Source organism: Sphingomonas guangdongensis, assembly GCF_900199185.1.
Taxonomy (GTDB): domain Bacteria; phylum Pseudomonadota; class Alphaproteobacteria; order Sphingomonadales; family Sphingomonadaceae; genus Sphingomonas; species Sphingomonas guangdongensis.
The window spans coordinates 308992-331282 of record NZ_OBMI01000001.1 but is presented as its reverse complement, the minus strand read 5'-3'; the positions used below and the strand labels follow the sequence as shown (position 1 = coordinate 331282).

The 22291-nt window shown below is 68.8% G+C and carries 22 protein-coding genes and 1 tRNA gene; 12 read left to right on the top strand and 11 right to left on the bottom strand.

Annotated features, from left to right (window positions below):
• Positions 1-8: 8 nt before the first annotated feature.
• From CRO12_RS01575 to CRO12_RS01555, 6 genes are all read right to left on the bottom strand, one after another.
• Positions 9-866, bottom strand: coding sequence for a tyrosine-type recombinase/integrase (locus CRO12_RS01575; RefSeq protein WP_218838841.1), 858 nt, complete (start codon positions 864-866; stop codon positions 9-11).
• 234 nt (positions 867-1100) lie between these two features.
• Entirely contained in the window at positions 1101-1586 is a 486-nt protein-coding gene (locus CRO12_RS01570) for a helix-turn-helix domain-containing protein (protein WP_097062270.1), read from the bottom strand.
• Between the two features lie 10 nt (positions 1587-1596).
• Positions 1597-1764 (bottom strand): helix-turn-helix domain-containing protein, encoded by a 168-nt coding sequence (locus CRO12_RS17505; RefSeq protein WP_101750156.1) that lies wholly within the window; start codon positions 1762-1764, stop codon positions 1597-1599.
• Between the two features lie 94 nt (positions 1765-1858).
• Positions 1859-2617: a hypothetical protein gene (locus tag CRO12_RS17570; protein WP_144033489.1), complete on the bottom strand. Its 759-nt coding sequence runs from the start codon at positions 2615-2617 to the stop codon at positions 1859-1861.
• Positions 2618-2637: 20 nt separating this feature from the next.
• Complete coding sequence (locus tag CRO12_RS01560; RefSeq protein ID WP_097062269.1) at positions 2638-3885, bottom strand: tyrosine-type recombinase/integrase; 1248 nt, start codon at positions 3883-3885, stop codon at positions 2638-2640.
• A gap of 151 nt (positions 3886-4036) precedes the next feature.
• Positions 4037-4123: transfer RNA gene (locus CRO12_RS01555), tRNA-Leu, on the bottom strand.
• Positions 4124-4220: 97 nt separating this feature from the next.
• Here CRO12_RS01555 and CRO12_RS01550 point away from each other — a divergent pair.
• The 7 genes from CRO12_RS01550 (at position 4221) to CRO12_RS01520 (ending at position 13941) form a co-directional block, all read left to right on the top strand.
• Entirely contained in the window at positions 4221-5141 is a 921-nt protein-coding gene (locus tag CRO12_RS01550; RefSeq protein WP_097062268.1) for a complex I NDUFA9 subunit family protein, read from the top strand.
• Between the two features lie 6 nt (positions 5142-5147).
• Entirely contained in the window at positions 5148-5945 is a 798-nt protein-coding gene (locus tag CRO12_RS01545; RefSeq protein WP_097062267.1) for an undecaprenyl-diphosphate phosphatase, read from the top strand.
• A 158-nt stretch (positions 5946-6103) separates the two neighbouring features.
• Complete coding sequence (locus CRO12_RS01540) at positions 6104-7546, top strand: NAD(P)-dependent oxidoreductase (RefSeq protein WP_097062266.1); 1443 nt, start codon at positions 6104-6106, stop codon at positions 7544-7546.
• Positions 7543-8220, top strand: coding sequence for a DUF2059 domain-containing protein (locus tag CRO12_RS01535; RefSeq protein WP_097062265.1), 678 nt, complete (start codon positions 7543-7545; stop codon positions 8218-8220). The genes CRO12_RS01540 and CRO12_RS01535 overlap by 4 nt, the downstream gene beginning before the upstream one ends.
• Complete coding sequence (locus tag CRO12_RS01530; RefSeq protein WP_097062264.1) at positions 8220-8933, top strand: DUF2059 domain-containing protein; 714 nt, start codon at positions 8220-8222, stop codon at positions 8931-8933. The genes CRO12_RS01535 and CRO12_RS01530 overlap by 1 nt, the downstream gene beginning before the upstream one ends.
• Positions 8934-8974: 41 nt before the next feature.
• Positions 8975-13450, top strand: coding sequence for a glutamate synthase large subunit (gene gltB / locus CRO12_RS01525; protein ID WP_097063274.1), 4476 nt, complete (start codon positions 8975-8977; stop codon positions 13448-13450).
• A gap of 71 nt (positions 13451-13521) precedes the next feature.
• The gene (locus CRO12_RS01520; protein ID WP_097062263.1) at positions 13522-13941 is read left to right on the top strand and encodes a hypothetical protein; all 420 of its coding nucleotides are present in this window, start codon (positions 13522-13524) and stop codon (positions 13939-13941) included.
• Here CRO12_RS01520 and CRO12_RS01515 read toward each other — a convergent pair.
• Positions 13923-14438, bottom strand: coding sequence for a hypothetical protein (locus CRO12_RS01515; protein WP_097062262.1), 516 nt, complete (start codon positions 14436-14438; stop codon positions 13923-13925). The two genes, CRO12_RS01520 and CRO12_RS01515, sit on opposite strands and share 19 nt — an antisense overlap.
• A gap of 46 nt (positions 14439-14484) precedes the next feature.
• On the opposite strand from CRO12_RS01515, the gene CRO12_RS01510 reads away from it, so the two are divergent.
• Together CRO12_RS01510 and CRO12_RS01505 are read left to right on the top strand one after the other, a co-directional pair.
• Positions 14485-15159: a glutathione S-transferase family protein gene (locus tag CRO12_RS01510; protein WP_097062261.1), complete on the top strand. Its 675-nt coding sequence runs from the start codon at positions 14485-14487 to the stop codon at positions 15157-15159.
• Positions 15160-15210: 51 nt separating this feature from the next.
• On the top strand, positions 15211-15825 hold the full coding sequence (locus CRO12_RS01505; RefSeq protein ID WP_097062260.1) for a YbhB/YbcL family Raf kinase inhibitor-like protein: 615 nt from the start codon (positions 15211-15213) through the stop codon (positions 15823-15825).
• 155 nt (positions 15826-15980) lie between these two features.
• Here CRO12_RS01505 and CRO12_RS01500 read toward each other — a convergent pair whose 3' ends face one another.
• Positions 15981-16832 carry a glucose 1-dehydrogenase gene (locus tag CRO12_RS01500; RefSeq protein ID WP_097062259.1) on the bottom strand — a complete coding sequence of 284 codons (852 nt, stop codon included), beginning with the start codon at positions 16830-16832 and terminating at the stop codon, positions 15981-15983.
• A gap of 108 nt (positions 16833-16940) precedes the next feature.
• On the opposite strand from CRO12_RS01500, the gene CRO12_RS01495 reads away from it, so the two are divergent.
• Together CRO12_RS01495 and CRO12_RS01490 are read left to right on the top strand one after the other, a co-directional pair.
• Positions 16941-17474 carry a hypothetical protein gene (locus CRO12_RS01495; protein WP_097062258.1) on the top strand — a complete coding sequence of 178 codons (534 nt, stop codon included), beginning with the start codon at positions 16941-16943 and terminating at the stop codon, positions 17472-17474.
• Positions 17474-17962 carry a DUF421 domain-containing protein gene (locus CRO12_RS01490; RefSeq protein ID WP_097062257.1) on the top strand — a complete coding sequence of 163 codons (489 nt, stop codon included), beginning with the start codon at positions 17474-17476 and terminating at the stop codon, positions 17960-17962. The genes CRO12_RS01495 and CRO12_RS01490 overlap by 1 nt, the downstream gene beginning before the upstream one ends.
• Positions 17963-18549: 587 nt before the next feature.
• On the opposite strand, the gene CRO12_RS01485 is transcribed toward CRO12_RS01490, so the two are convergent.
• From CRO12_RS01485 to CRO12_RS01475, 3 genes are all read right to left on the bottom strand, one after another.
• Positions 18550-19569, bottom strand: a complete 1020-nt coding sequence (locus tag CRO12_RS01485; RefSeq protein WP_097062256.1) for a GGDEF domain-containing protein — start codon at positions 19567-19569, stop codon at positions 18550-18552.
• A gap of 99 nt (positions 19570-19668) precedes the next feature.
• Positions 19669-20217 (bottom strand): peroxiredoxin, encoded by a 549-nt coding sequence (locus CRO12_RS01480; RefSeq protein WP_097062255.1) that lies wholly within the window; start codon positions 20215-20217, stop codon positions 19669-19671.
• A gap of 17 nt (positions 20218-20234) precedes the next feature.
• Positions 20235-21452, bottom strand: coding sequence for a phospholipase A (locus tag CRO12_RS01475; protein ID WP_097062254.1), 1218 nt, complete (start codon positions 21450-21452; stop codon positions 20235-20237).
• 47 nt (positions 21453-21499) lie between these two features.
• Here CRO12_RS01475 and hisN point away from each other — a divergent pair, with 47 nt between their 5' ends.
• A complete protein-coding gene (gene hisN, locus CRO12_RS01470; protein ID WP_097062253.1) occupies positions 21500-22282 on the top strand; it encodes a histidinol-phosphatase in 783 nt (260 codons plus the stop codon).
• The last annotated feature ends 9 nt before the right edge of the window (positions 22283-22291 follow it).

Sequence of the window (22291 nt, the reverse complement as noted above, 5' to 3'; positions counted from 1 at the left end):
CGCAAGGCTCAGGCGGCTTTTCCCAGCCTCGCCTTGATCGCCGCGACCAGGGCCTCGTCGTCGAGCGCCGTATCGGCACCACCAGCCGCGGCCGCCGCCCGGATCAGCTCGCCTTGGCGATGCCCAGGGACCGAGCCGTAGCTGGTGAACGTCGTCAGCACGTCGGCATGCCCCAGGTTCTGCGACCAGGCTTTCATCGCTTCCGGTGACAGGTCGAGCGTCATGGCATGGCGCACCAGCATGTCCCGGAAGCTATGCGGGTTGAAGTAGGGCAGACCCGCCGCAGCGAAGGCGCGCCGGAAGATCGCCCGCACCGGCTCGCTTGTGCTCCAGCCTTGCCGGTGCAGCCCGGCCGGGGCGAACCCTCCGCCTAAGTCTAGGGCAATGGCCGTGGCGGGGAACAGCGCATCGTCCGGCCCGCGCGTCACGTCGGCGCTCAGCTCTGCATGCCAGTCGGCGATTATGCCCACCGCCCGCTCGCTCACCGGCATAAAATAGGTTCGGAACGTCTTGGCGGACTTGGTCCGGACCGTTCGCGCGTCCTGATCGACATAGCCGCCCGCCATGTTGACGTGAGACAGGCGGAGGGATGTCAGCGCCGTGACCCGCGTGCCCGTCAGCATGGTGAAGGCGATCAGCGCCCGGTCCCGCCGCTGCACGATCGTGTCGCCGGGCATCACGGACAGGACGTGCTCGACTTGGGCGATCGTCGGCACCGCCTTGTCCCGCCGCGCCCGCGCGACCGCCACGTCCTTGTCGCTCAGGTTGAAATAGTCCGCGTCGGCATAGGCGATATGCGACTTGAAGCCGGGCAGGTGCGCCAGCCAGAAGAAGAAGGCGCGCAAGTCGCGCAGCGTCGACAGCATCGTCGCCTTGCTCAGCCGCCCCCGTCCGCGCGTTCACCGCGTCCGCCAGCGCCCGCTTGAAGGCTACCGCCTGTTCCCGGTGGAAGCGGCGGAAGTCCTTTCGCTTGGTCGACTCCTCGAAGCGTGCGAGCGACTTGGCGACAGCGTCGATTGTCGCCTCGTCGCGCCCCCTCGCCTCTTTCATGTAGCGGTAGTAATCGCGCTTCACCCGCTCGTTCGCGGCATTGTGCTTCGTCATGTCGTCGCCTGCCTTTCCAAGTCACAATCCAGGGAGGGCGAGGGGCTGCCCTTTAGGCGTGGCGGAGCCTGCACGACTTGGACGTCGCAGCCGGGGAGGATGCTCGCGAGCGTCGCTTGGGCGGCGCGGCGGTGCATGACCGTTTCACACGTTGCGCAGATTGCCCGGACGTTGCCGCCGGTGGCGCTGATCGGAAGGTAATCGACCATGCCGAGTGCCGGCGCACGCGGGGCGCGGCACCGGAAGCAATAGAGCGTGCCCGGCGGGCAAGGCGACTTGCGGCTGGCGCTACGGCTCGAAAGGAAGGCGCGCACCGTCGAGCCGTGGAACAGCACGGGGCGGCGGCCGTCGAGCGGCTTCAACCCGTCCCGCTGCCAATGGCGAACCGTGTTCTTATGCACGCCCAATCGAGCCGCCAGCTCCGCCACGTCATAGGTGCGGTTGAGCTTGACGGCGCTGGGGCTGGCCCGCCGCGCGGCCATTGCGAGCGCCTTAACCCTGCGACGCGATAAGTCGCCGGATCGACTCCGCCTTCACCAGCCGCCGCCGTCCTAGCTTGAACGCCTCCAAGCGCCCGTCCGCGATCATCGCGTAAACGGTCGTCCTGCCGAGCCCCAACGCCTTGACTGTATCTCCGATCGAAACTGCAAGCTGCTCCACGTCGTGCTCCTTTCGACACCAGCGTGTGCCGGTGAACGTGGGGAAGCATCGGGCGCGCGCCGACCGGTGTCGTCCACAAACGTCCGAAAATGACCTAACGCGGCTTCGGATTCGCTCGCCGGATGTGGTCCAGGACGAGCTTGGCCTTGGCTTGCAACTGACTGTTTACCGGTATCGCTGCGCCCTGTTCCGCGAACCAATCGGCCATCAGTTTCGCAACATCTGCTTGGGCACCATGCGCATCGGGGTCTGGTGCGATCGCGTTTCGTTCCGCCTCGCCGATCAAGAAGAGTAACGCACCATCCCAATCATGCGTGCGTCGGCGGCCGGGTCCTCCTACCTTAACCTCAGGATTGGCGGGCATGCGTGCGAAAAAATCGTCCGGCGGTGCGGGAGCGTTCGGCGCCAGCATCTCTATCATGGATAAGGGAAAGCTTAGGCCGGACAGATCAAAAGTCAGCCATGACTTGCCATGAGTTCCCTGTAGTTCCTCGTAATAGTCCGGTGCTATAATCGTGGTGTGCCGCATGCTTCCACGCGCCACACCTGCCTCCCAATCAAAGTGGTCGATTTGAAGGGTGGCTTCCACCGGAAGAGCGAACGGAAACTCCGGTGTTCGGGGTTCTTCAACGACTACCTCTTCCCACGGTTTTGCCGCCAACGCCCTGAGCGCCGTTGGATCATCGGTTTCGAGGTTCGTCTCGCTGCTAAGGCCGGTCCACTCCAAGAAATCGTGTGCGGCGACCATTTCGACAACCGTTCCGGCCATAAACTCGAAATAGCCGGTTGTCTCAAATACGTGCCAGGAGAGCATCCGCTTCGCCCACGGCCGTGGAGCCACGGTCTGAAGCATGTCGAGTGCTTGGGCGGCTGTTATCCGGCGCTCTTCCACGTTTCCGTTGCGGCCTCCGAGGTTGTGAACGGTAGTATCTGTGCGCCGCTACGGAGAGAGTCCAGCTTGTCGCTCCACCATTGCGCCATGCGGACCCGCTCGTCCCAGTGGGCTCCGCGATGGTAAGCCGCGCGGACCTGATCGCTGTCACGGTGCGCCAGCGCCCGCTCGATCGCGTCCGGGTGCCACTTGCCCGACTCGTTTAGCAGCGTGCTCGCCATTGCGCGAAAGCCATGCGCTGTCATTTCGTCCGCGCCGAAGCCCATGCGACGGAGCGCGGCGGTTGCCGTGTTCTCCGATAGAGGCCGATCACGTTTGCCCATTGCGGGGAACACCAGCCGTCCGCCGCCGGTCAACTGGCGCAGCTCGCCGAGGATCGCTAGCGCCTGCCTGGATAGCGGGACGACGTGCTCACGCCGCTTCTTCATTCGCGCCGCCGGTATGCGCCAGACGTTCGCCTCTGGATCGAACTCGCTCCACTCCGCTTGGCGAAGCTCGCCAGGCCGAACGAAGACGTGGGGCGAAAGCGCCAGCGCCAGCCGCGTGACCGGCTGGCCGGTGTAACCGTCAATGGCTCGCAGCAGCTCGCCGATCCGCTTGGGATCGACAATGGCGGACAGGTTCTTGGGCTTCGGCGACGCTACCGCGCCGAGCAACAGCCCAGCCGGATCGGCCTTGGCGCGAGCGGTGGCAACGGCATAGCGGAACACGCGGCTGGCGAAAGCACGGGTCCGGCGCGCAGTTTCCAAATTGCCTTGCGCTTCCTGCTTCTTCAGGACGGCAAGCAATTCGTGCGGCTCCACCTGATCGACCGGACGGTGGCCGATCGCCGGTTGCAGCCACTCACGCGCCCAATGCAGCTTCGTTACCGTCGCAGGCGCGCGTCCTTCCCGTTCAGCCTTGCCGACATACTCCAGAGCCACGGCCCCGAATGTCGTTCCGGCCGCCAGCTTGGCCGCAACCCGCTCTCGGCGCTTCGCTGCCGCCGGATCGTCGCCCGCGCCAGCCTTAGCGCGCGCCTCATCCCGCGCCTTGCGGGCCGCTCCCAGCGTCACGTCGGGGTATTTGCCAAGCGCCAGCTTTCGCTCGACGCCATGCGCTCGGTACTTAAGCCGCCACAGCTTGCCGCCGGCCTTCGTCACCAGAAGGTAGAGGCCGCCACCGTCCGCGAGCTTGTAGTCCCGCTCCTTCGGTTTCGCTCCCCGGATCGCCGTATCAGTAAGCGCCAAATCAGGCCCTCCAGAAAGGGCCCCCAAAAAGGCCCCCGTTTCGGCCCGGCTGTCGGCGAACAAAGGCGAACGCCAGCAACCGTGTCGCTGGCGAAAGTGGCAGAAAACCTAGGGTTTGTCGACCTGTGGCGGACGTTCGCGAACAGGGAAATGGTGCCCAGAAGAGGACTCGAACCTCCACGCCCTTGCGAGCGCCAGCACCTGAAGCTGGTGCGTCTACCAATTCCGCCATCTGGGCACGGGGTAGGCGGGCGCCTCTAGGGGAGGGTGGTTGCGCTTGTCAACAGCAGGCGGCAAGGGAAATCGACGGTTGAATCGATAGGGGCTGCGATCCTGTGAAGAACGAGCTGGTGGTGCTGTTCGGCGGCGGCGGGTTCCTGGGGCGCTATGTCGCTCAGGCGCTGCTCGCGGCGGGTGCGCGGGTGCGGGTGGCGCAACGCGATCCGCGCCGGGCCTATTTCCTGAAGCCGCTCGGCGGGCTCGGCCAGACGCAGTTCGTCGCGGCCGACGTGAAGCGGCCGGAGAGCGTCGCGCGGGCGATCGCAGGGGCGGACGCGGTGGTGAACCTGGTCGGCGCCTTCACCGACATGCAGGCGCTGCACGTCGGCGGTGCCCGCGCGATCGCCGAAGCGGCGCGCGACGCGGGTGTCGAGGCGATGGTGCACGTGTCCGCCATTGGTGCCGATCCGGAGAGCGCGTCCGCCTACGGCCGCAGCAAGGGGGAAGGCGAGGCCGCGGTGCGCGCCGCCTTCCCGCACGCGACCATCTTGCGCCCGTCGGTCGTGTTCGGGCAGGAGGACGAGTTCACCAACCGCTTTGCCGGGATGGTGGCGCTTCCGATCGTGCCGGTGCTACGCGGGGACGCGCGGTTCCAGCCGGTGTTCGTGAAGGATGTGGCGGACGCGGCAGTGACGGCGCTGGCCGACGCGAAGGCCTACGGCGGCAAGCTGTTCGAGCTCGGCGGACGGGACGTGATGACGCTTCGCCAGATCTACCAGTTGCTCGCCCGCGAGACGGGGCGCACGCCGCACCTGCTCGAGCTGCCGGACGCACTCGGCGGCCTCCTCGCCGCGTTGCCGGGATCGCCGCTCACCCGCGACCAGTGGCAGATGCTCCAGCGCGACACGGTGGTCGCGGACGGAGCGGATGGCTTCGCCGCGCTCGGGATCACGCCGACCCCACTGGCGGCAGTCGCGGGCACCTGGCTGGTGCGTTTCCGCCGCCACGGTCGCTTCGCCAAGCGCGCCGCGGCCTGAGGCCCCATGGAGATCCTGACCGCCATCATCCTCGGCATCGTCGAGGGTGTGACCGAGTTCCTGCCCGTGTCCTCGACCGGGCACCTGATCCTGGCGACCGAGTTGCTCGGCTATGACGCCGCGCGCTGGTCCGTCTTCAACATCGCGATCCAGCCGGGCGCGATCCTGGCAATCGTGGTGCTGTACTGGCGCACCTTCTGGGCGGTGGGCACCGGACTGCTAAGGTGGGAGGCGAACTCGGTCTCGTTCGTGCGCAACCTGCTGATCGCCTTCGTGCCCGCGGTTGTACTGGGGCTCGCGTTCGGCGACCAGATCGATGCGCTGCTGGAGAATGCGGTCGTGGTCGCCTGGGCGCTGATAGCGGGCGGGATCGCGATCCTGATCGTGGAGCGGCTGGCGCGCACCACCAACGTCTACGGCATCGCCGGGGTCAGCACCGCGCAGTCGATCAAGATCGGCCTAGTGCAGTGCATCGCGATGATCCCTGGCGTGAGCCGGTCGGGCGCGACGATCATGGGAGCGATGAGCCTCGGCATCGATCGGCGGACCGCAGCCGACTTCTCCTTCTTTCTCGCGCTGCCGACGCTGACGGGCGCGACGGTGCTGCAGCTCTACAAGCACCGTGCGGAGGTGACCGGGGGCGACGTGGAGCTGATCGCGATCGGCTTCGTGGTCGCCTTCCTAGTCGCGCTGGCCGTGGTGAAGGCGTTCATGGCGGTGGTGACCCGCTACGGCTTCGCGCCGTTTGCCTGGTATCGGATCGTTGCAGGGGCCGCGGCGCTGATATGGCTCTCCAGCAAGTAGGTCCGGCCCGTACCTAATTCGCGCAAGATCATTGCCGGTGCTAGACTGATCGTTGCGAAATTGGCGATAATAGGTCAGCTAAGCTGACGTAAATACGTGTTTGAACGTGACTCACTGCCGCCCGCGCTGTATCAACGCGCGGGAAGGAAGGGCGTGTCATGGCTGTTGAGAAGGTCCTGAAGTTTGTCGAGCGCGAGCAGGCGTATCCCGCCAAGCGGGAAGCGTCGCTGCGTGCCGAGGATTTCCGCGAGATCGCCGAGAAATACGGAGTGCCCGCGGCCGAGGACCAGGCTGGGCGCTGTTCGCAGTGCGGGGTTCCCTACTGCACCGTTCACTGCCCGCTCCACAATCACATCCCCGACTGGCTGCGGCTGACCGCCGAGGGGCGGCTGCGCGAGGCGTACGAGCTCAGCAACTCGACCTCCACCATGCCCGAGATCTGCGGGCGCATCTGCCCGCAGGACCGGCTGTGCGAGGGCAATTGCGTGATCGAGTTCTCCGGCCACGGCGCGGTGACGATCGGGTCGGTCGAGAAGTTCATCACCGACACCGCCTGGGAAGAGGGCTGGGTAGAGCCGCTCCAGGTCGGCCCGGCGCGCGGCCAGTCGGTCGGGATCATCGGCGCGGGGCCGGCGGGCCTGTCGGCGGCCGACTATCTGCGCTCCTACGGCTACGAGGTCCACGTCTACGACCGGCACGACCGTGCGGGCGGGCTGCTCACCTACGGCATCCCCGGCTTCAAGCTGGAGAAGGACGTGGTGATGCGCCGCGTCGACCGGCTGAAGGCCGGCGGAATCGTGTTCCACGAGGGCTTCTCGGTCGGCGAGGATGCGACGCTCGACGAGCTGCGGGCGCGCCACGACGCGCTGCTGATCGCAACCGGCGTCTACAAGCCGCGGGCGATCAGGGCGCCGGGCGTCGGCGCGCGCGGCGTGGTGGAGGCGCTCGACTATCTGACCGCGTCCAACCGCCGCGGCTTCGGTGACGTGGTACCCGCGCTGGAGGACGGCTCGCTCGACGCCGCGGGCAAGAACGTCGTCGTGATCGGCGGCGGGGACACCGCCATGGACTGCGTCCGCACTGCGGTCCGCCAGGGCGCGGCATCGGTCAAGTGCCTGTACCGCCGCGACCGCGCCAACATGCCCGGATCGCAGCGCGAGGTTGCCAATGCGGAGGAGGAGGGCGTCGAGTTCGTCTGGCTGTCCGGGCCGGAGGCGTTCGCGGGCCACGGGCAGGTGACCGGGGTCAAGGCAGCGGCGATGCGCCTCGGCGCGCCCGACGCGACCGGGCGCCGCGCGCCGGAGGTCGACCCGGAGGGCGGCTTCGACGTGGCGGCGGACCTGGTGATCAAGGCGCTCGGTTTCGATGCGGAGGATCTGCCGACGCTGTTCGACGCGCCCGAGCTCGGCGTGACGCGCTGGGGCACGCTGCGGGTCGATGCCAAGACGATGATGACGAGCCTGGAGGGCGTGTTCGCGGGCGGTGACATCGTTCGCGGCGCGAGCCTGGTGGTGTGGGCGATCCGCGACGGCCGCGATGTCAGCGAGCGGATGCACGCGTGGCTGAAGGCGAAGGCGGCGAAGACGCGGGTAGCGGCATGAGCCTCCTTCTCGCGCTGCTGCTCGCTGCGCAGGGCGCGCCGGCGGCGCCGCCGCGTGCGCCAGCCGCTGCGACGCTCTCGGAGGCGACCGCGAGCGAACTGCTCGGGATCGTCCTCCCGCTCGACCGCGCCGTCGCGGAGCAGCGGCGGGCGCACCGCGAGGCGCTCGCCGAGCGCTTCGCGACCGACGCCGCGCTGCGGGCCCGGGCCGCCGCGACACCGGCGTTCCGCCCGGCGGTCGAGCGGGCGGTCGATCAGGAGGTGGACGCCACCTACCGCCGGCTCGCCCCCGCGCTGCAGGGTGAGGTGCTGGGCATCTACCGCCAGACGCTCAGCGAGGGCGAGGGCCGCGAGCTCGTCCGCTGGTTCAGGACCCCGACCGGGCAGAAGCTGGTGACGGCGATGGCGCGCGGCACGGCGGACAGCGGCGCCACAACGGCGCGCGGGGTGGGCGACGATGCGCGGCGTGCGGCGCTTGCGACGCTCGGCCCGGAGGACCTCCCGGCGCTGGAGCAGATCGCGAAGCGCCCCGAGCTGATGGCAAAGATGCGCGGTGCGGCGCCGGCGATCGCCGCCGCGTCCGACCGCTTCGTCGAACGCTGCACCGCCGCGCTCGCCACCTCGCTGCCGGCCGTCATTGCTGCCGTCGGGAACAGCTTTGGAAAGGATTCGTGATGCTGATCGTCCGGCCGGTCCTGCTCGCGGCGGCGGCGCTGGCCGTCGCACCCGCCGCTGCCCAGACACCTGCGCCGGCCGCCCGGCCGCTGCCGGTCGATCCCGCGCGCCTGACCGCCGCCCGCCCGGTGGCGGTGAAGCTGTGGCCGCTCGGCACCTACAAGCGGATGATGTCGTCCACCATGGACCGGATGATGGACGCGATGATGGCGAGCATGTTCGACATGAAGCTGTCCGACCTGGCCGGCCTTTCGGGCGGGGACGCGGCCAAGACCGCCGAGACCAAAGAAGCGCTTGGCGACGCGACCATGGGGCAGGTGGCTACCGCCGCCGACCCGCACTTCGCCGAGCGCACCAAGATCGCGACGCGCGTGATGTTCGACGAGATGGGCACGCTGTTCGCCCGCGCCGAACCGGCGGTGCAGGATGCCGTCGCGCACGGCCTGGCGCGGCGCTTCACGACGGCCGAACTGGGTGAGATCAGCGCGTTCTTCGCGACCCCGGTCGGTGCGCGCTACGCGAGCGACTCCATGCTGCTGGCGGTGGAGCCGGAGATGGTCAGCGCCATGACGAAGTTCGTACCCGACTTCATGAAGGCCATGCCCGACATCATGAAGAAGGTGGAGAAGGCGACCGCGCACCTGCCGCCCCCGCCCAAGCCCGGCACCCCCGACCAAGACGACGATGCGACGCCAGAGGAGATCAAGTCGTGAGCGCCACCGAGTTCGAACGCGAGCGCCTGGCCCGTGAGGGCATGTACCGCCCCGAGTTCGAGGGCGATGCCTGCGGCGTCGGCATGGTCGCAGCGACCGACGGTCTGCCGTCGCGCCGCGTCGTGCAGGCGGCGATCGGCGCGCTGAAGGCGGTGTGGCACCGCGGGGCGGTCGACGCCGATGGTAAAACCGGCGATGGTGCTGGCATCCACGTCGACCTGCCGGCCAAGTTCTTCGACGACGCGATCGTCGCCTCCGGTCACCGCGCGCTGCCCAACCGGCTGGCGGTTGGCATGATGTTCCTGCCGCGCACCGATTTGGGCGCGCAGGAGGCGTGCCGGACGATCGTGGAGTCGGAGATCATCGCCGCGGGCTGGACCATCTACGGCTGGCGCCAGGTGCCGGTCGACGTCTCGGTGATCGGGATGAAGGCGCAGGCGACCCGGCCCGAGATCGAGCAGATCATGATCGCCGGGCCGCTGCCCGACGACGCGACCGCGGCCGAGTTCGAGAAGGAGCTCTACCTGGTCCGCCGCCGGATTGAGAAGGCGGTGATCGCGGCGCAGATCCAGGGCTTCTACGCCTGTTCGCTCAGCTGCCGCTCGATCATCTACAAGGGGCTGTTCCTCGCGGAGTCGCTCTCCGACTTCTACCCGGACCTCAACGACGACCGGTTCGAGAGCCGGATCGCGATCTTTCACCAGCGCTATTCCACCAACACCTTTCCGCAGTGGTGGCTGGCGCAGCCGTTCCGCTGCCTCGCGCACAATGGCGAGATCAACACGATCCGCGGCAACAAGAACTGGATGCTCAGCCACGAGATCAAGATGGCGAGCATAGCATTCGGCGAGCGATCGGAGGACATCAAGCCGGTGATCCCGGCCGGCGCGTCCGACACCGCCGCGCTCGACGCCGTGTTCGAGGCGATCTGCCGCTCGGGTCGCGACGCGCCGACTGCGAAGCTGATGCTGATCCCCGAGGCGTGGATGGGCCGGCACGAGATGCCGCGCGCGCACCTCGACATGTACAAGTATCTCGCCTCCGTGATGGAGCCGTGGGACGGGCCGGCGGCACTGACCATGACCGATGGACGCTGGGCGGTCGCGGGCGTGGATCGCAATGCGCTGCGTCCCCTGCGCTACACGCTGACCGGCGACGGGCTGCTGGTGGTGGGTTCGGAGACCGGCATGCTCGTCGTGCCGGAGGGCACGGTGATCGAGAAGGGGCGGCTCGGCCCCGGTCAGATGATCGCGGTCGACCTCGACGGCGGCACCGTGTTTCACGACCGCGCGATCAAGGACCGGATCGCGGGCGAGGCGGATTATGGCGCGATGATCGGCGAGTTCCTGAGCGTCGACGACCTGCCGGACGCCGAGCCGTCGATTGCGGCCTTTGACCGCGCCGAGCTGTCGCGCCGCCAGGTCGCGGCCGGGCAGACGCTGGAGGACATGGAGCTGATCCTGGCGCCGATGGTGGAGGGCGCCAAGGAGGCGATCGGGTCGATGGGCGACGACACGCCGCTCGCCGTCATCTCCGACAAGCCGCGGCTGATCAGTCAGTTCTTTCGCCAGAATTTCAGCCAGGTCACCAACCCGCCGATCGACTCTTTGCGGGAGCGGCACGTCATGTCGCTCAAGACCCGGTTCGGGAACCTCGCCAACATCCTCGACCAGCAGGCCGCACCCTCCAAGGTGCTGGTGCTGGAGAGCCCGGTGCTGACCAACCGCGACTGGGATGCGCTGCGCGGCCACTTCGCCGCGAGCGCGGCCGAGATCAACTGCACCTTTGCCGCGAACGGCGGGCCGGAGGCGCTGCGCGCCGCGATCGCGACGATCAGGAGCGCCGCGGAACAGGCCGTGCGCCAGGGCAAGTCGGAGCTGTTCCTGACCGACGAGCATATCGGGCCCGACCGGGTCGCGATCCCGGGCGTGCTGGCCGCGGCCGCGGTCCACACCCACCTCGTCCGGCGAGGCCTGCGCAGCTACGCCAGCGTCAACGTCCGCTCGGCCGAGTGCCTCGACACCCATTATTACGCGGTGCTGATCGGCGTCGGCGCGACGACGGTGAACGCCTATCTGGCGGAAGCTTCGATCCGGGACCGCCAGGCGCGCGGTCTGTTCGGCGACTTGTCGATCGAGGAGTGCCTCAAGCGCCACCGCACCGCGGTGGACGAGGGGCTGCTCAAGATCATGTCCAAGATGGGGATCGCGGTGATCTCCTCCTACCGCGGCGGCTACAATTTTGAGGCGGTGGGCTTGAGCCGCGCGCTGGTGAACGACCTGTTTCCCGGCATGCCGGCCAAGATCTCGGGCGAGGGCTACAACTCGCTCTATCTAAACGTGACGATGCGGCACGAGGCGGCGTTCGACCGTGCGGTCGCGACGCTGCCGATCGGCGGCTTCTATCGCCAGCGCCACGGCGGGGAGACCCACGCCTATTCGGCGCAGCTGATGCACACGCTGCAGTCGGCGGTGAACAGCGACAGCTATTCCACCTACCTCCAGTTCGCGCGCGGCGTGCGGGACCTGCCGCCGGTGTATCTGCGCGACCTGCTCGAGTTCAATTACCCGAAGGACGGCGTACCGATCGACTCGGTCGAGGCGATCACGGAGATCCGCAAGCGCTTCGTGACGCCCGGAATGTCCTTGGGCGCGCTGTCGCCGGAGGCGCACGAGACGCTGGCGATCGCGATGAACCGGATCGGCGCCAAGGCGGTGTCGGGGGAGGGTGGCGAGGACCGCACCCGCTATGTCCCGCGCGAGAACGGCGACAACGCCAATTCGACGATCAAGCAGATCGCCTCCGGCCGCTTCGGCGTGACCGCCGAGTATCTGGGCGCGTGCGACGAGATCGAGATCAAGGTGGCGCAGGGCGCGAAGCCGGGCGAGGGCGGGCAGCTGCCCGGCTTCAAGGTGACCGAGCTGATCGCGAAGCTGCGCCACGCGACGCCTGGCGTTGGCCTGATCTCGCCCCCGCCGCATCACGACATCTACTCGATCGAAGATCTGGCGCAGCTCATCTACGACCTGAAGCAGATCAACCCGCGCGCTCGCGTCTGCGTCAAGCTGGTGAGCTCGGCCGGGATCGGCACGGTCGCGGCGGGCGTGGCCAAGGCGCATGCCGACGTCATCCTGGTCGCCGGCCACAACGGCGGCACCGGTGCCAGCCCGCAGACCAGCATCAAGTACGCGGGCACGCCGTGGGAGATGGGCCTTTCCGAGGTCAACCAGACGCTGACCCTCAACGGCCTGCGCGGGCGCATCCGCCTGCGCACCGACGGTGGGCTCAAGACGGGCCGCGACATCGTCATCGCCGCGATTCTGGGGGCGGAGGAGTACGGCATCGGCACGCTGTCGCTGGTCGCGATGGGCTGCATCATGGTGCGGCAGTGCCACTCCAACACCTGTCCCGTAGGCGTGTGCGTCCAGGACGAGCGGCTGCGTGCCAAGTTCACCGGCACGCCGGAGAAGGTCATCAACCTGATGACCTTCATCGCGGAGGAAGTGCGCGAGATCCTGGCGCGACTGGGCGTGCGGTCACTCGACGAGGTGATCGGGCGGACCGAGCTGCTGCGCCAGGTCAGCCGCGGGGCCGAGCACCTAGACGACCTCGACCTCAACCCGATCCTCGCCAAGGTCGACGCGACCGACGCGGAGCGGCGCTTCTCGCTCAGCACCTTCCGCAACGAGGTGCCGGACAGTCTGGATGCGCAGATGATCAAGGATGCGGCGGCCGTCTTCAGCCGTCGTGAGAAGATGCAGCTGACCTACTCGGTCCGCAACACGCACCGCGCGGTTGGCACCCGCCTGTCGAGCGAAGTGACACGCGCCTTCGGCATGTCGACGCTGGAGGACGGGCACGTCACCGTGCGGCTGCGCGGGTCCGCCGGGCAGAGCCTGGGCGCATTCCTGTGCAAGGGCATCACGCTGGAGGTGTTCGGCGACGCGAACGACTATGTGGGGAAGGGCCTGTCGGGCGGGGTCATCGCGGTACGGCCGATGGTCAGCTCGCCACTCTCCAGCCAGGACAACACCATCATCGGCAACACCGTGCTCTACGGCGCGACCAGCGGGCGATTGTTCGCGGCGGGACAGGCGGGCGAGCGCTTCGCCGTCCGCAACTCGGGCGCGAGCGTGGTGGTCGAGGGCTGCGGCGCCAACGGCTGCGAGTACATGACCGGCGGCACCGCGGTCGTGCTGGGGCGGGTCGGCACCAACTTCGGCGCGGGCATGACCGGCGGCATGGCGTTCGTCTACGACGAGCGCGACGAGTTCGCGCGGCGGGCCAACGGCGAGACGATCATCTGGCAACGGCTCGCCTCGGCGCACTGGGAGCAGGTGCTTCGCTCGCTGGTCGAGGCGCACGTCGCCGCGACCGACAGCAAGTGGGCGCGCGGGTTGCTGGAGGACTGGGCCCGGGCACGCGCGCGCTTCTGGCAGGTGTGCCCAAAGGAGATGGTATCGCGCCTGGCGCATCCGTTGAGCGATGCGGCCGAGGAGATGGTCGCGGCGGAGTAGCTTCTCCCCTCCCTGCCAGGGAGGGGAGCTAGGGTTTGCGTCGAATCGCCTAAGTGATTAGATTTGCGACCATGCGTACGCTTGCTCTCGCCCTGCCGGCCTTGCTGCTCGCCTCGCCGGCTGTCGCCCAGGATGCCGCGCCCGACGTGGCCCGAGTCGCCGATCGCCTGCAGGATCCGGTGATGCAGGAGGGGGTCGCCGCGGCGATCTCGGCGCTGGCCGGCATCGTGCTCGACACCAAGGTGGGTGCGTTTGCGCATGCGGTCGATCCGGAGACGGAGGTCGCCCGCAATGCGACGCTGCGCGACCTCAAGCGGCGGAGCGATCCGGATTTCGAGCGCCGCCTGCGCGAGAACACGCGGTCATCGGTCAAGCGCGCCGGCAACGCCGCAGGTGACGTGGCGATGGGTGCGCAGGAGCTCGGCCGGACCGCCGGGCGGCTCGCCCGGGCGCTCGCACCGCTCGCCAGCCTCTACGCGCCTCGCGACTGACGCCAGCGCCACGCGGCGGTGCCCGCCCCGCCGTAGAGCAGCAGCGCCGGCCAACCACCGTCGGTGACAAACAGATAGGCCGCGGCACCCGCCGCGACCGCACCGAGCGCGAGCAGCGCGACGCCGCGCGGCAGCACCCTGAACGCGCCGAGCGTGCCGACGATCAGGCAGCCGAGCGCATGCGCACCGAGCCACAGGTAGGATGCCGTCCGGCCGATCGATCCCGCGAGCGGCAGCTTCACGGTCGCATAGCCGGTCATGACATTGGGGAAGCTGTCGGCCGACAGGTGGACGCCGATGCCGAGCGCCAGGCCCGGCACCAGCAGTCGCCGCTCCGGATGCAGCACCGCGAGCAGGAGCGGCAGCATGCTGTGGGTGAGCGCGCTGCGGTGGCCGAGCGGGAGCAGCTGGTCGAGATCGGGCAGGCCCAGCCCCACCGCGAACAGTGCGAGGAGCAGCAGCGCGCCGCGCCGGTCCGCCGCCGCCAGATAGTTCACGCGTCCCCCTTCCCGTCGCCTGCGGAACCCGTCTAAGCAATGATCCATGTGGCAGCTCTACCAATTCCCCCTGTGCCCCTTCTCGCGCAAGGTGCGATTGCTGCTGGCGGAGAAGGGCGTCGGCTATGAGCCGGTACGCGAGTCGCCGTGGCTGCGGCGCGACGAGTTCCTCGACATGAATCCGGCGGGTCAGACGCCGGTCATGATCGATACCGAGCGCGGCGGCATGCCGTTGATCGATTCGGCCGCGATCTGCGAGTATTTCGAGGAGACGGTCGAGAAGGCGTCGATGATCAACGGGACGGCCGCCAACCGTGCGGAGATCCGCCGGCTGGTCGCCTGGTTCGACACCCAGTTCTTTCGCGAGATCACCGCGCCGCTGCTCGAGGAGCGGATGGTCAAGCGGCTGGTACACCGGATGACGCCGGACGCCGGGATGCTGCGCGAGGCGATGAAGGCCGCGGTCGGGCACCTCGACTATATCGACTATCTGCTCGATCACCGCACCTGGCTGGCGGGTGCCACGATGAGCCTCGCCGATCTCGCGGCCGCGGCGCAGATCTCCGTCGCCGACTATCTCGGCGGGATTGACTGGAAGAGCCACGAGCAGGCCAAGCGCTGGTATGTCGGCATGAAGAGCCGCCCGAGCTTCCGCCCGCTGCTGGCCGAGCGGATGGAGGTGATCTCGCCGCCCGCCGACTACGAGAAGCTGGACCTGTAGCGCCGCCGCACGCGTTGCACCGTCGCTGTTAAGACGCAGGAGAGAGGCCCGATGCTCGAACATATCCCGCACTGGCTCGGCAAGGCATTGAAGGGCGTGCGCGCGGGCACGGACAAGCTCGCCATCGTGCAGGAGGGGCTGGGCAGCTTCACCGCGATCGATCTGCGCAGCCCGGCGTTTGCGAACGGCGCGCGCCTGCCGGAGCGGTTCACTGCGGACGGCGCGGGCGTGTCGCCGCCGCTGTTCTGGACCGGCGTGCCGGCCGAGGCGACGCGGCTGGTGCTGCTGGTCGAGGATGCCGATGCGCCGACCCCGACCCCGCTCGTCCATGCCGTGATTTGGGGATTGCCGGCCGGTGACGGCAAGCTGGAGGAGGGCGCGATCGTCGCGGACGGCGCGGGCGGAGCAGAGGGCGACGTCGGTCGCAACAGCTATCGTCGCGAGGGCTGGCTACCGCCCGACCCGCCGACCGGGCACGGCGAGCACCGCTACGCCTTTCAACTGTTCGCGCTCGCGGACGGGCAGGAGCCGAAGGACACGCCGAGCCGCGGCGAGATCGTTCGCGCGATGCGCGGCCGGGTGCTCGCCGCCGGGCTGCTGACTGGCACCTACTCCCGCGGCACCCCGGCCGACATCGGTCCGGTCGGGGCGACGGTGCCGGCGTAGATCAGGGATCGTCACCCCGACCTGTTTAGCCGGGACGCAAACGCCCCGTGCCACCAACTAGTCGTCACTCCAGCGCAGGCTGGAACCTCCCGCGGCAGCGGCGGTACGCTTGCCGCGAAAGTTGCCAGCTTGCGCTGGCATGACGACTTGGGCTGCTACCCGTTCACCACCGTTCCACCGTTGGGGTGGAGCACCTGGCCCGACATGTAGCTCGAATCCTCGCACGCGAGGAACAGGAACGACGGCGCGACCTCGTTGGGCTGGCCGGGGCGACCCATCGGCGTCTTCTCGCCGAAGTTTTCCAGCTTCTCAGGGCTCGCGCCGCCCATCGGATTGAGCGGCGTCCAGATCGGTCCCGGTGCAACCGCGTTCACGCGAATGCCCTTCTCGACCAGGTTCTGCGACAGCGCGCGCGTAAAGGCGGTGATCGCGCCCTTAGTCGAGGAGTAGTCGAGCAGTTCGGGCTCGCCCTGGTACGAGGTCACGCTGGTGCAGTTCACGATCGCAGCACCCTCGCTCAGATGCGGGAGGGTGGCCTGCACCATGAAGAACATGCCGAAGATGTTGGTCTGGAACGTGCGCTTCAGCTGCTCCTCGGTGATGTCGCGGATGTCCTTGTCCGGGTGCTGTTCGCCGGCGTTGTTGACCAGCACGTCGATGCGACCAAACGCGTCGATCACCTGCGCGACCGCGGTCTCGCACCACGCCTTGTCGCCGACGTCGCCGGCGATCGTGACGGCGCGGCGACCCTCCGCCTCGACGATCCGCTGCGTCTCCGCCGCATCGTCGTGCTCGCACAGGTACAGGACCGCGACGTCGGCGCCCTCGCGCGCGAACAGCGCGGCGACCGCGCGGCCGATGCCGCTGTCGGCACCGGTCACGACCGCGACCTTGCCGGCCAGCCGACCCGAGCCGGGATAGCGCGGCTGCCACTCGGGCTTCGGCTTCAACTCGGACTCATGGCCGGGCAGGGCATCCTCGTGGATCATCGGGGCGGTTTCGGTCATGGGCGTGCTCCTGCATCGATGTCGCGACGAACCGGCCGCCCGCACCTCCGGTTCCGCAACTGAACGCAGGTTAGATCGTTGCTTTCCGGTAACGGTTAGAAGGTGGCGATGGCGCAGCGAACCTTCGACTACCCCGATGGCATCGCTCCCGGTCATGCCGAACCGCGTGGCGGGCTCCACCGCCACGCGAGCCTCGTATCGACGGTCGTGCTGCTCGCGGTCATGCTGCTCGGGTTGAGCGGGCTGCTCGGCGGCGCGCGGACCGATCCGCGGCGCGCCGAGTTCGCGAAAGCGACACTGACCGTCACCACGCCTACGACGCTGCGCAGCGGCCTCTTCTTTGAAATGCATGTCGCGGTGACGGCCAGGCGGCCGATCGGCAAGCTGGTCGTCGCGCTGTCGCCCCGGCTGTGGCGGGACATGACGATCAACACGGTGGTGCCCGCCGCGGCCGAGGAGCAGTTCAACGACGGCGCCTTCCGCTTCGACTACGGACCGCTCGCCGCGGGCAAATCGCTGATCGTGAAGGTCGACGGCCAGATCAACCCGCCGCTCACGCTCGGCAACGCGGGCGAGATCGCGCTGTATGACGGCGACCGTCGGCTGGGCGGCATGCCGGTCCGCGTCACGGTCCTGCCCTGATGGACATCGTGCTGCGCGCCACCGCGATGTTCGCGGTCGTGTACCTGCTGCTGCGGCTGCTCGGCAAGCGGGAGCTCGGGCAGATGACGCCCTTCGAGCTGGTGACGACTGTGGTCATGGGCGACCTGATCCAGCAGGGGATCACGCACAACGACTTTAGTCTGACCGGCGCGACGCTCGCGATCTGCACCTTCGCCTTCTGGGGGCTGGTGCTCGGGTGGGCGGCTTATCTGTTCCCGCGCTTCCGCAAGGTGCTGGAGGGCGAGCCGCGGGTGATCATCCGGGACGGCGTGTTACTCGCGGCCAACCTCCGGCGTGACCGGATGACGCGGGATGAAGTGGAGGCGGAGATGCGGCTGGCGGGGATCGCGCACATCGGCGAGGTCGCCTGGGCAATCCTGGAAACGAACGGGAAGATCAGCTTCATCGGCCGCGATCCTTCCAGCGAGACGCGGCGGCAGGGGGACGAGGGCGGCGCGGCAGGTTAGGACCTGCCGGCACCGCCCGGCGTCGGCATCATGCGATGATCCCGGCGGTGGCCGAGGTGCTGGCGGCGATCAGGAGCGCGGTGGTCGCGAACGAGACGACGCCGATGGCGAACGAGCGAAGCATGGGGTGATCCTTTGTTTGCAGAAGGTTGTGGAGTGCGGCTCAGGCGACCGGCAGCACGGGCGTGGTTGCGATCACGAGCATCATCGTGACGACCACCGAACCGAGCATCGCGACAGTCGAGCGCTGGAAGTTCTCGAGACGGACGAACATGGAAAATTCCTTCCTGAACTCGGCGGGCGGACCATCCGGCGCCGATGCTTAGGGTTTTGCAGGAGGCGTGCCAACAACGCTAAGTTATTGAAGTTGCGTCGGGTGGCGTTGAAGAAAGGAAGTACGCGCCATGTGAGCGGCGTACTTCGCGCCAACTGTTGGCGGGAATCATGCCCTACCCTGGAAGGGAGTGGTCGGGGGTGGGTCGATGTACGCGGCACAGCCACCACATCGCGCGTCGACAGCTTAGTTCAGGCCTCGAACACCGCCGACCTCCCTCTCAGAGGAGAGAGGAAGTAATCGGGCCGTTGCTTCAGTCCACCCGAACGCAGTTCCGCCCGTCCGACTTCGCACGGTAGAGCAGGGTGTCTGCGCGGCCGAACACGGTGCGCACGCCTTCGCCGTCGCGGGCGAGCGTCAGGCCGGAGGATATCGTCACGGCACCCAGCGGCTGGTCGCTCTCGCGCAGCTTGTAGCGCTTGTTCTCGACGGTAACGCGCGCCGCCTCCATGGTCGCGCGTGCGGCGCTGCCGTCGAGCCCGCGGAGCAGCACCACGAACTCCTCGCCGCCGTAGCGGGCGACGAAGTGGCCGGCGCAGGCCTCCGACAGCGCGGCGCCGATCGCCTTCAGCACGCGGTCGCCGACCGCGTGGCCGAAGCGGTCGTTGACCGACTTGAAGTGATCGACGTCGCACACCGCCATCCACACCGGCGCGCCGGTTGCGGCATCCTCAGCGAAGCGCTCCTCGAACGCGCGGCGGTTGGGCAACTCGGTCAGCGGATCGCGGCGGGCGTTGTCGCGCGCCTCCTCCAGCTTGGCGCGCAGCTCCGCGGCCTCGCGGGTCGCATGCTCCAGCTGCGCCTCTGCCGACTGGACGCGGGTCACCATGGTCGCGGTGATCCGCACCACATCCTCGAGCGCCGCGACACCCGTGGGGACCGCGGCCCGGATGGCATCGGCGCCTGCCGCCAGGTCACGACCGAAGTCCTGGGTATGGGCGTGCAGGCCGGAGACGACGTCGTGGAATCCCTCAACCTGCATCTGGGTCTGCGCGACCAGCCCCTCGGTCTTCGCGCGTTCGCCCGGACCGGTCGTCGACACATCGACGCCCAGGTCCTCGATGTCCTTGGCCGACAGGCGCACGCCGCCGTCGGTCAGCGCCGCGACCGCCTTTGCAAGCGGGCCGCTGGGGTTGTTCAGGATCGCGTGCGCGAAGGCGTAGTTGGCGGGATCGGGCTCCAGGCGCTGCGCCTCCAGGAACTCGCCGATCTGCGCATAGAGCCTGCGCGATCCAACCCCGGCCGCCCCTGCCCGAGCCACTGCACCCGTCATCGTCCACCCCGCCTGGGCACCCGACCGGCGGGCGCCACTTACTTAGTCAGGTGCGGCTTAGACGATGTTCCCTAATTTCGGGTTGAGAACGAGTTCGGCTCAGCTGCGCCGGGCCAGCGCCTGCACCTCGCTCAGCGTCTGCTTGACGTGGTCGGTGGGCGACAGGTTCGCGTGGACGGAGACGATCCGCCCGTCCCGTGCGATGACGTAGCTGGTGCGGTTGGTCGCCTTCACCTTGCCGCGCGGCGTGTCGATCTCCTTGCCGAGCGCCACGTCGTAGCCGGCGACCACCTTGGGCCCGGCGCTCGCGACGATGAACTTGCCCGCGCACTTCTCGGCGGAAAAGTCCTTCAGCACCTCTACCGTGTTCGCCGACATGCCGAGCACGATCGCGCCCGCAGCCTGAAACTGCGGCACGGCCTCCGCAAAGGCCTGCGCCTCCGCGTTGCAGCCGCCGGTGTAGGCGGCGGGGAAGAAGTAGAGCACGACCGGCCCGCGGCGGAGCAGGGAGGAGAGCTTCACGGGCAGCACCTTGCCCGCCTGCGCGCCGCGGGTGGCGAAGTCGGGCGCGCGGGCGCCGGGTGCGAGCGCGGCACTGGCGGGCACGGCGAGGAGCGCGGTGGCGACGAGGGCGAGGAGGCGGCGCATGGTGGTTCTCCTGTGGGTCAACGAGTGAGCGAGATGCCGATTCGGGCGTGACTTTCGCGCCGGCGATAATCGTCGAGCGCTTCACCATAACCGGCGAACGCCTGACCGAACAGGTACACGCCGAAGCCACCGAGCCGCTGGAGCGGGTAGGAGGCGAACAGCTCCGCCGCGCCGCGCCCGGTGCCCGGATTGCCGCGCGCGGCGACGGACAGCTTGACCCCGTTGTTTTGGAGCAGCGAGGCCTTGAGCGAGGTGAAGCCCCAGTAATCCTCGACGTCGCGGCCTAGCCCGCGCTGCGCCACATAGACCCACGCCTGCGGGACGAGCTCGGCCTGCCAGCCGCTGCCCAGGTCCCATGTCTTTACCGCGCGCACGAACAGGCGGTTGGCGTCGATCGACGTCCGCTCACCCTCGCCATTGCTGTCGTGGCGGTAGCCGAAGGCGAGGCGGGCCGTGTCGGCGACGGGCACGTCGAAGAATGCCTCCGGACTGTAGGTCGTGGCGCGGAACGGGCCGGAGGGCAGGTCCGTCGCCCAGAACATCGTCTGGGTGTAGGCGAAGCGAAAGTGCGACAGCGCGCCCGTGCCTCCGAACGGGCGGAGCGCGAAGCTGACCTGGAGCTTGGTGCCGGCGTCGCCCACCCCGATCGCGCCGTAGATCGGCTCATAGGCGCTGAACCGGTCGACGAACGCGGATGAGCTGCCATTGCCAGACGCGACGCTGGTTTCCGCCGGCAGCGGCGGCGCCGGATCGCGCGACAGCGCCGCAGCACTGGGCGGTGGCGAAGCTGGTGGTGGTGGCAGCGGCGCGGGCTCGGCGGCGGAGGGGGGAAGGTCGGTGGTCCGCATGGGCGCGGGCGGCGGAGCGTTCAGTGGAGCGGCCGGCGGCGGCGCTACCGCTGACGGAGCGGCAGCGGCCGGTGACGCAGCGACGGCCGGGGGCGGCCCGACCGAGATCACGCCCGCCGACAGGTAGCGGACCCGGACGAAGCCGTTCGCGGGCACGCTCGCGGGCGCGCGCTCGGCGGGCACGATCGCCAGGCGGCTGCCGTCCTGCGCCACCACCTCCAGCCGCTCGGGCGCAACGCCAGTAACCGGAGCCGCGCCCTCGTTGACCAGGAACACCGACACGCCGCCACGCGCCGCGGAGGCGGAAACCGGCGGCTCCGGTGCGACGCGCAGCTGCGCGGCGGCGGGGGTGGCGACGAGCAGGGCGGGCAGCAGGAGCAGGCGCATCGGCGCAATCTCTAGTCGCGAGCGCCGACCCGCGCTAGGCGCGATCCATGACCGTCAGCACGTCCGATCTCGCCCTTGCCCACGCCCTCGCCGACGCTGCGGGGGCGGCGATCCGGCCACTGTTCCGTGCCGAGTTCGGTCTGGAGATGAAGGGAGACGACAGCCCCGTCACCCGCGCCGACCGCGAGGCGGAATCGGCGATGCGGCGCCTGCTCGCCGCCGAGCGCCCCCGCGACGGCGTGCACGGCGAGGAGGAGGGGACCAGCGAGGGCACGAGCGGGCGGCAGTGGGTGCTTGATCCGATCGACGGCACCCGCGCGTTCATCGCCGGACGCCCGATCTTCGGTACGCTGATCGCGCTGATGGACGGCGGCTTTCCCGTGCTCGGGATCATCGACCAGCCGATCCTGCGTGAGCGCTGGGTCGGGATGGCGGGCCGCGCGACCGAGCTGAACGGGCAGCCGGCGCGAACCCGCGCGTGCCGCGAGCTGAAGGACGCGCTGCTCGCCACCACCAGCCCGGCGCTGTTCGCCGACGACGAGCTCCACGCCTTCGAACATCTCGATGCGGCGGTGCGCTCGACGGTGCTGGGCGGCGACTGCTACAACTACGCCTGTCTCGCCTCCGGTCACCTCGACGTGGTGGTGGAGAGCGGGCTCAAGCTCCACGATTTTGCCGCGCTGGTGCCGGTGGTGGAGGGCGCGGGCGGAGTGATGTGCGACTGGGCAGGCGACCCGCTTCACGCCGGCAGCGTGGGGCAGGTCATCGCCGCCGGTGACGCGGCGCGGGTGGAGGACATCCTGGACGCGCTCGCCTGCCGCGGTCACTGATCGACACAC

Excerpts from the sequence above, each read along its gene's own strand:
- CRO12_RS01575 (WP_218838841.1), bottom strand. The coding sequence starts at position 866 with ATGCTGTCGACGCTGCGCGACTTGCGCGCCTTCTTCTTCTGGCTGGCG.
- CRO12_RS01570 (WP_097062270.1), bottom strand. The coding sequence starts at position 1,586 with ATGGCCGCGCGGCGGGCCAGCCCCAGCGCCGTCAAGCTCAACCGCACC.
- CRO12_RS17570 (WP_144033489.1), bottom strand. The coding sequence starts at position 2,617 with ATGCTTCAGACCGTGGCTCCACGGCCGTGGGCGAAGCGGATGCTCTCC.
- CRO12_RS01545 (WP_097062267.1), top strand. The coding sequence starts at position 5,148 with ATGGAGATCCTGACCGCCATCATCCTCGGCATCGTCGAGGGTGTGACC.
- CRO12_RS01540 (WP_097062266.1), top strand. The coding sequence starts at position 6,104 with ATGGCTGTTGAGAAGGTCCTGAAGTTTGTCGAGCGCGAGCAGGCGTAT.
- CRO12_RS01535 (WP_097062265.1), top strand. The coding sequence starts at position 7,543 with ATGAGCCTCCTTCTCGCGCTGCTGCTCGCTGCGCAGGGCGCGCCGGCG.
- CRO12_RS01530 (WP_097062264.1), top strand. The coding sequence starts at position 8,220 with ATGCTGATCGTCCGGCCGGTCCTGCTCGCGGCGGCGGCGCTGGCCGTC.
- gltB (WP_097063274.1), top strand. The coding sequence starts at position 8,975 with ATGTACCGCCCCGAGTTCGAGGGCGATGCCTGCGGCGTCGGCATGGTC.
- CRO12_RS01520 (WP_097062263.1), top strand. The coding sequence starts at position 13,522 with ATGCGTACGCTTGCTCTCGCCCTGCCGGCCTTGCTGCTCGCCTCGCCG.
- CRO12_RS01510 (WP_097062261.1), top strand. The coding sequence starts at position 14,485 with ATGTGGCAGCTCTACCAATTCCCCCTGTGCCCCTTCTCGCGCAAGGTG.
- CRO12_RS01505 (WP_097062260.1), top strand. The coding sequence starts at position 15,211 with ATGCTCGAACATATCCCGCACTGGCTCGGCAAGGCATTGAAGGGCGTG.
- CRO12_RS01500 (WP_097062259.1), bottom strand. The coding sequence starts at position 16,832 with ATGACCGAAACCGCCCCGATGATCCACGAGGATGCCCTGCCCGGCCAT.
- CRO12_RS01495 (WP_097062258.1), top strand. The coding sequence starts at position 16,941 with ATGGCGCAGCGAACCTTCGACTACCCCGATGGCATCGCTCCCGGTCAT.
- CRO12_RS01490 (WP_097062257.1), top strand. The coding sequence starts at position 17,474 with ATGGACATCGTGCTGCGCGCCACCGCGATGTTCGCGGTCGTGTACCTG.
- CRO12_RS01485 (WP_097062256.1), bottom strand. The coding sequence starts at position 19,569 with ATGACGGGTGCAGTGGCTCGGGCAGGGGCGGCCGGGGTTGGATCGCGC.
- CRO12_RS01480 (WP_097062255.1), bottom strand. The coding sequence starts at position 20,217 with ATGCGCCGCCTCCTCGCCCTCGTCGCCACCGCGCTCCTCGCCGTGCCC.
- CRO12_RS01475 (WP_097062254.1), bottom strand. The coding sequence starts at position 21,452 with ATGCGCCTGCTCCTGCTGCCCGCCCTGCTCGTCGCCACCCCCGCCGCC.
- hisN (WP_097062253.1), top strand. The coding sequence starts at position 21,500 with ATGACCGTCAGCACGTCCGATCTCGCCCTTGCCCACGCCCTCGCCGAC.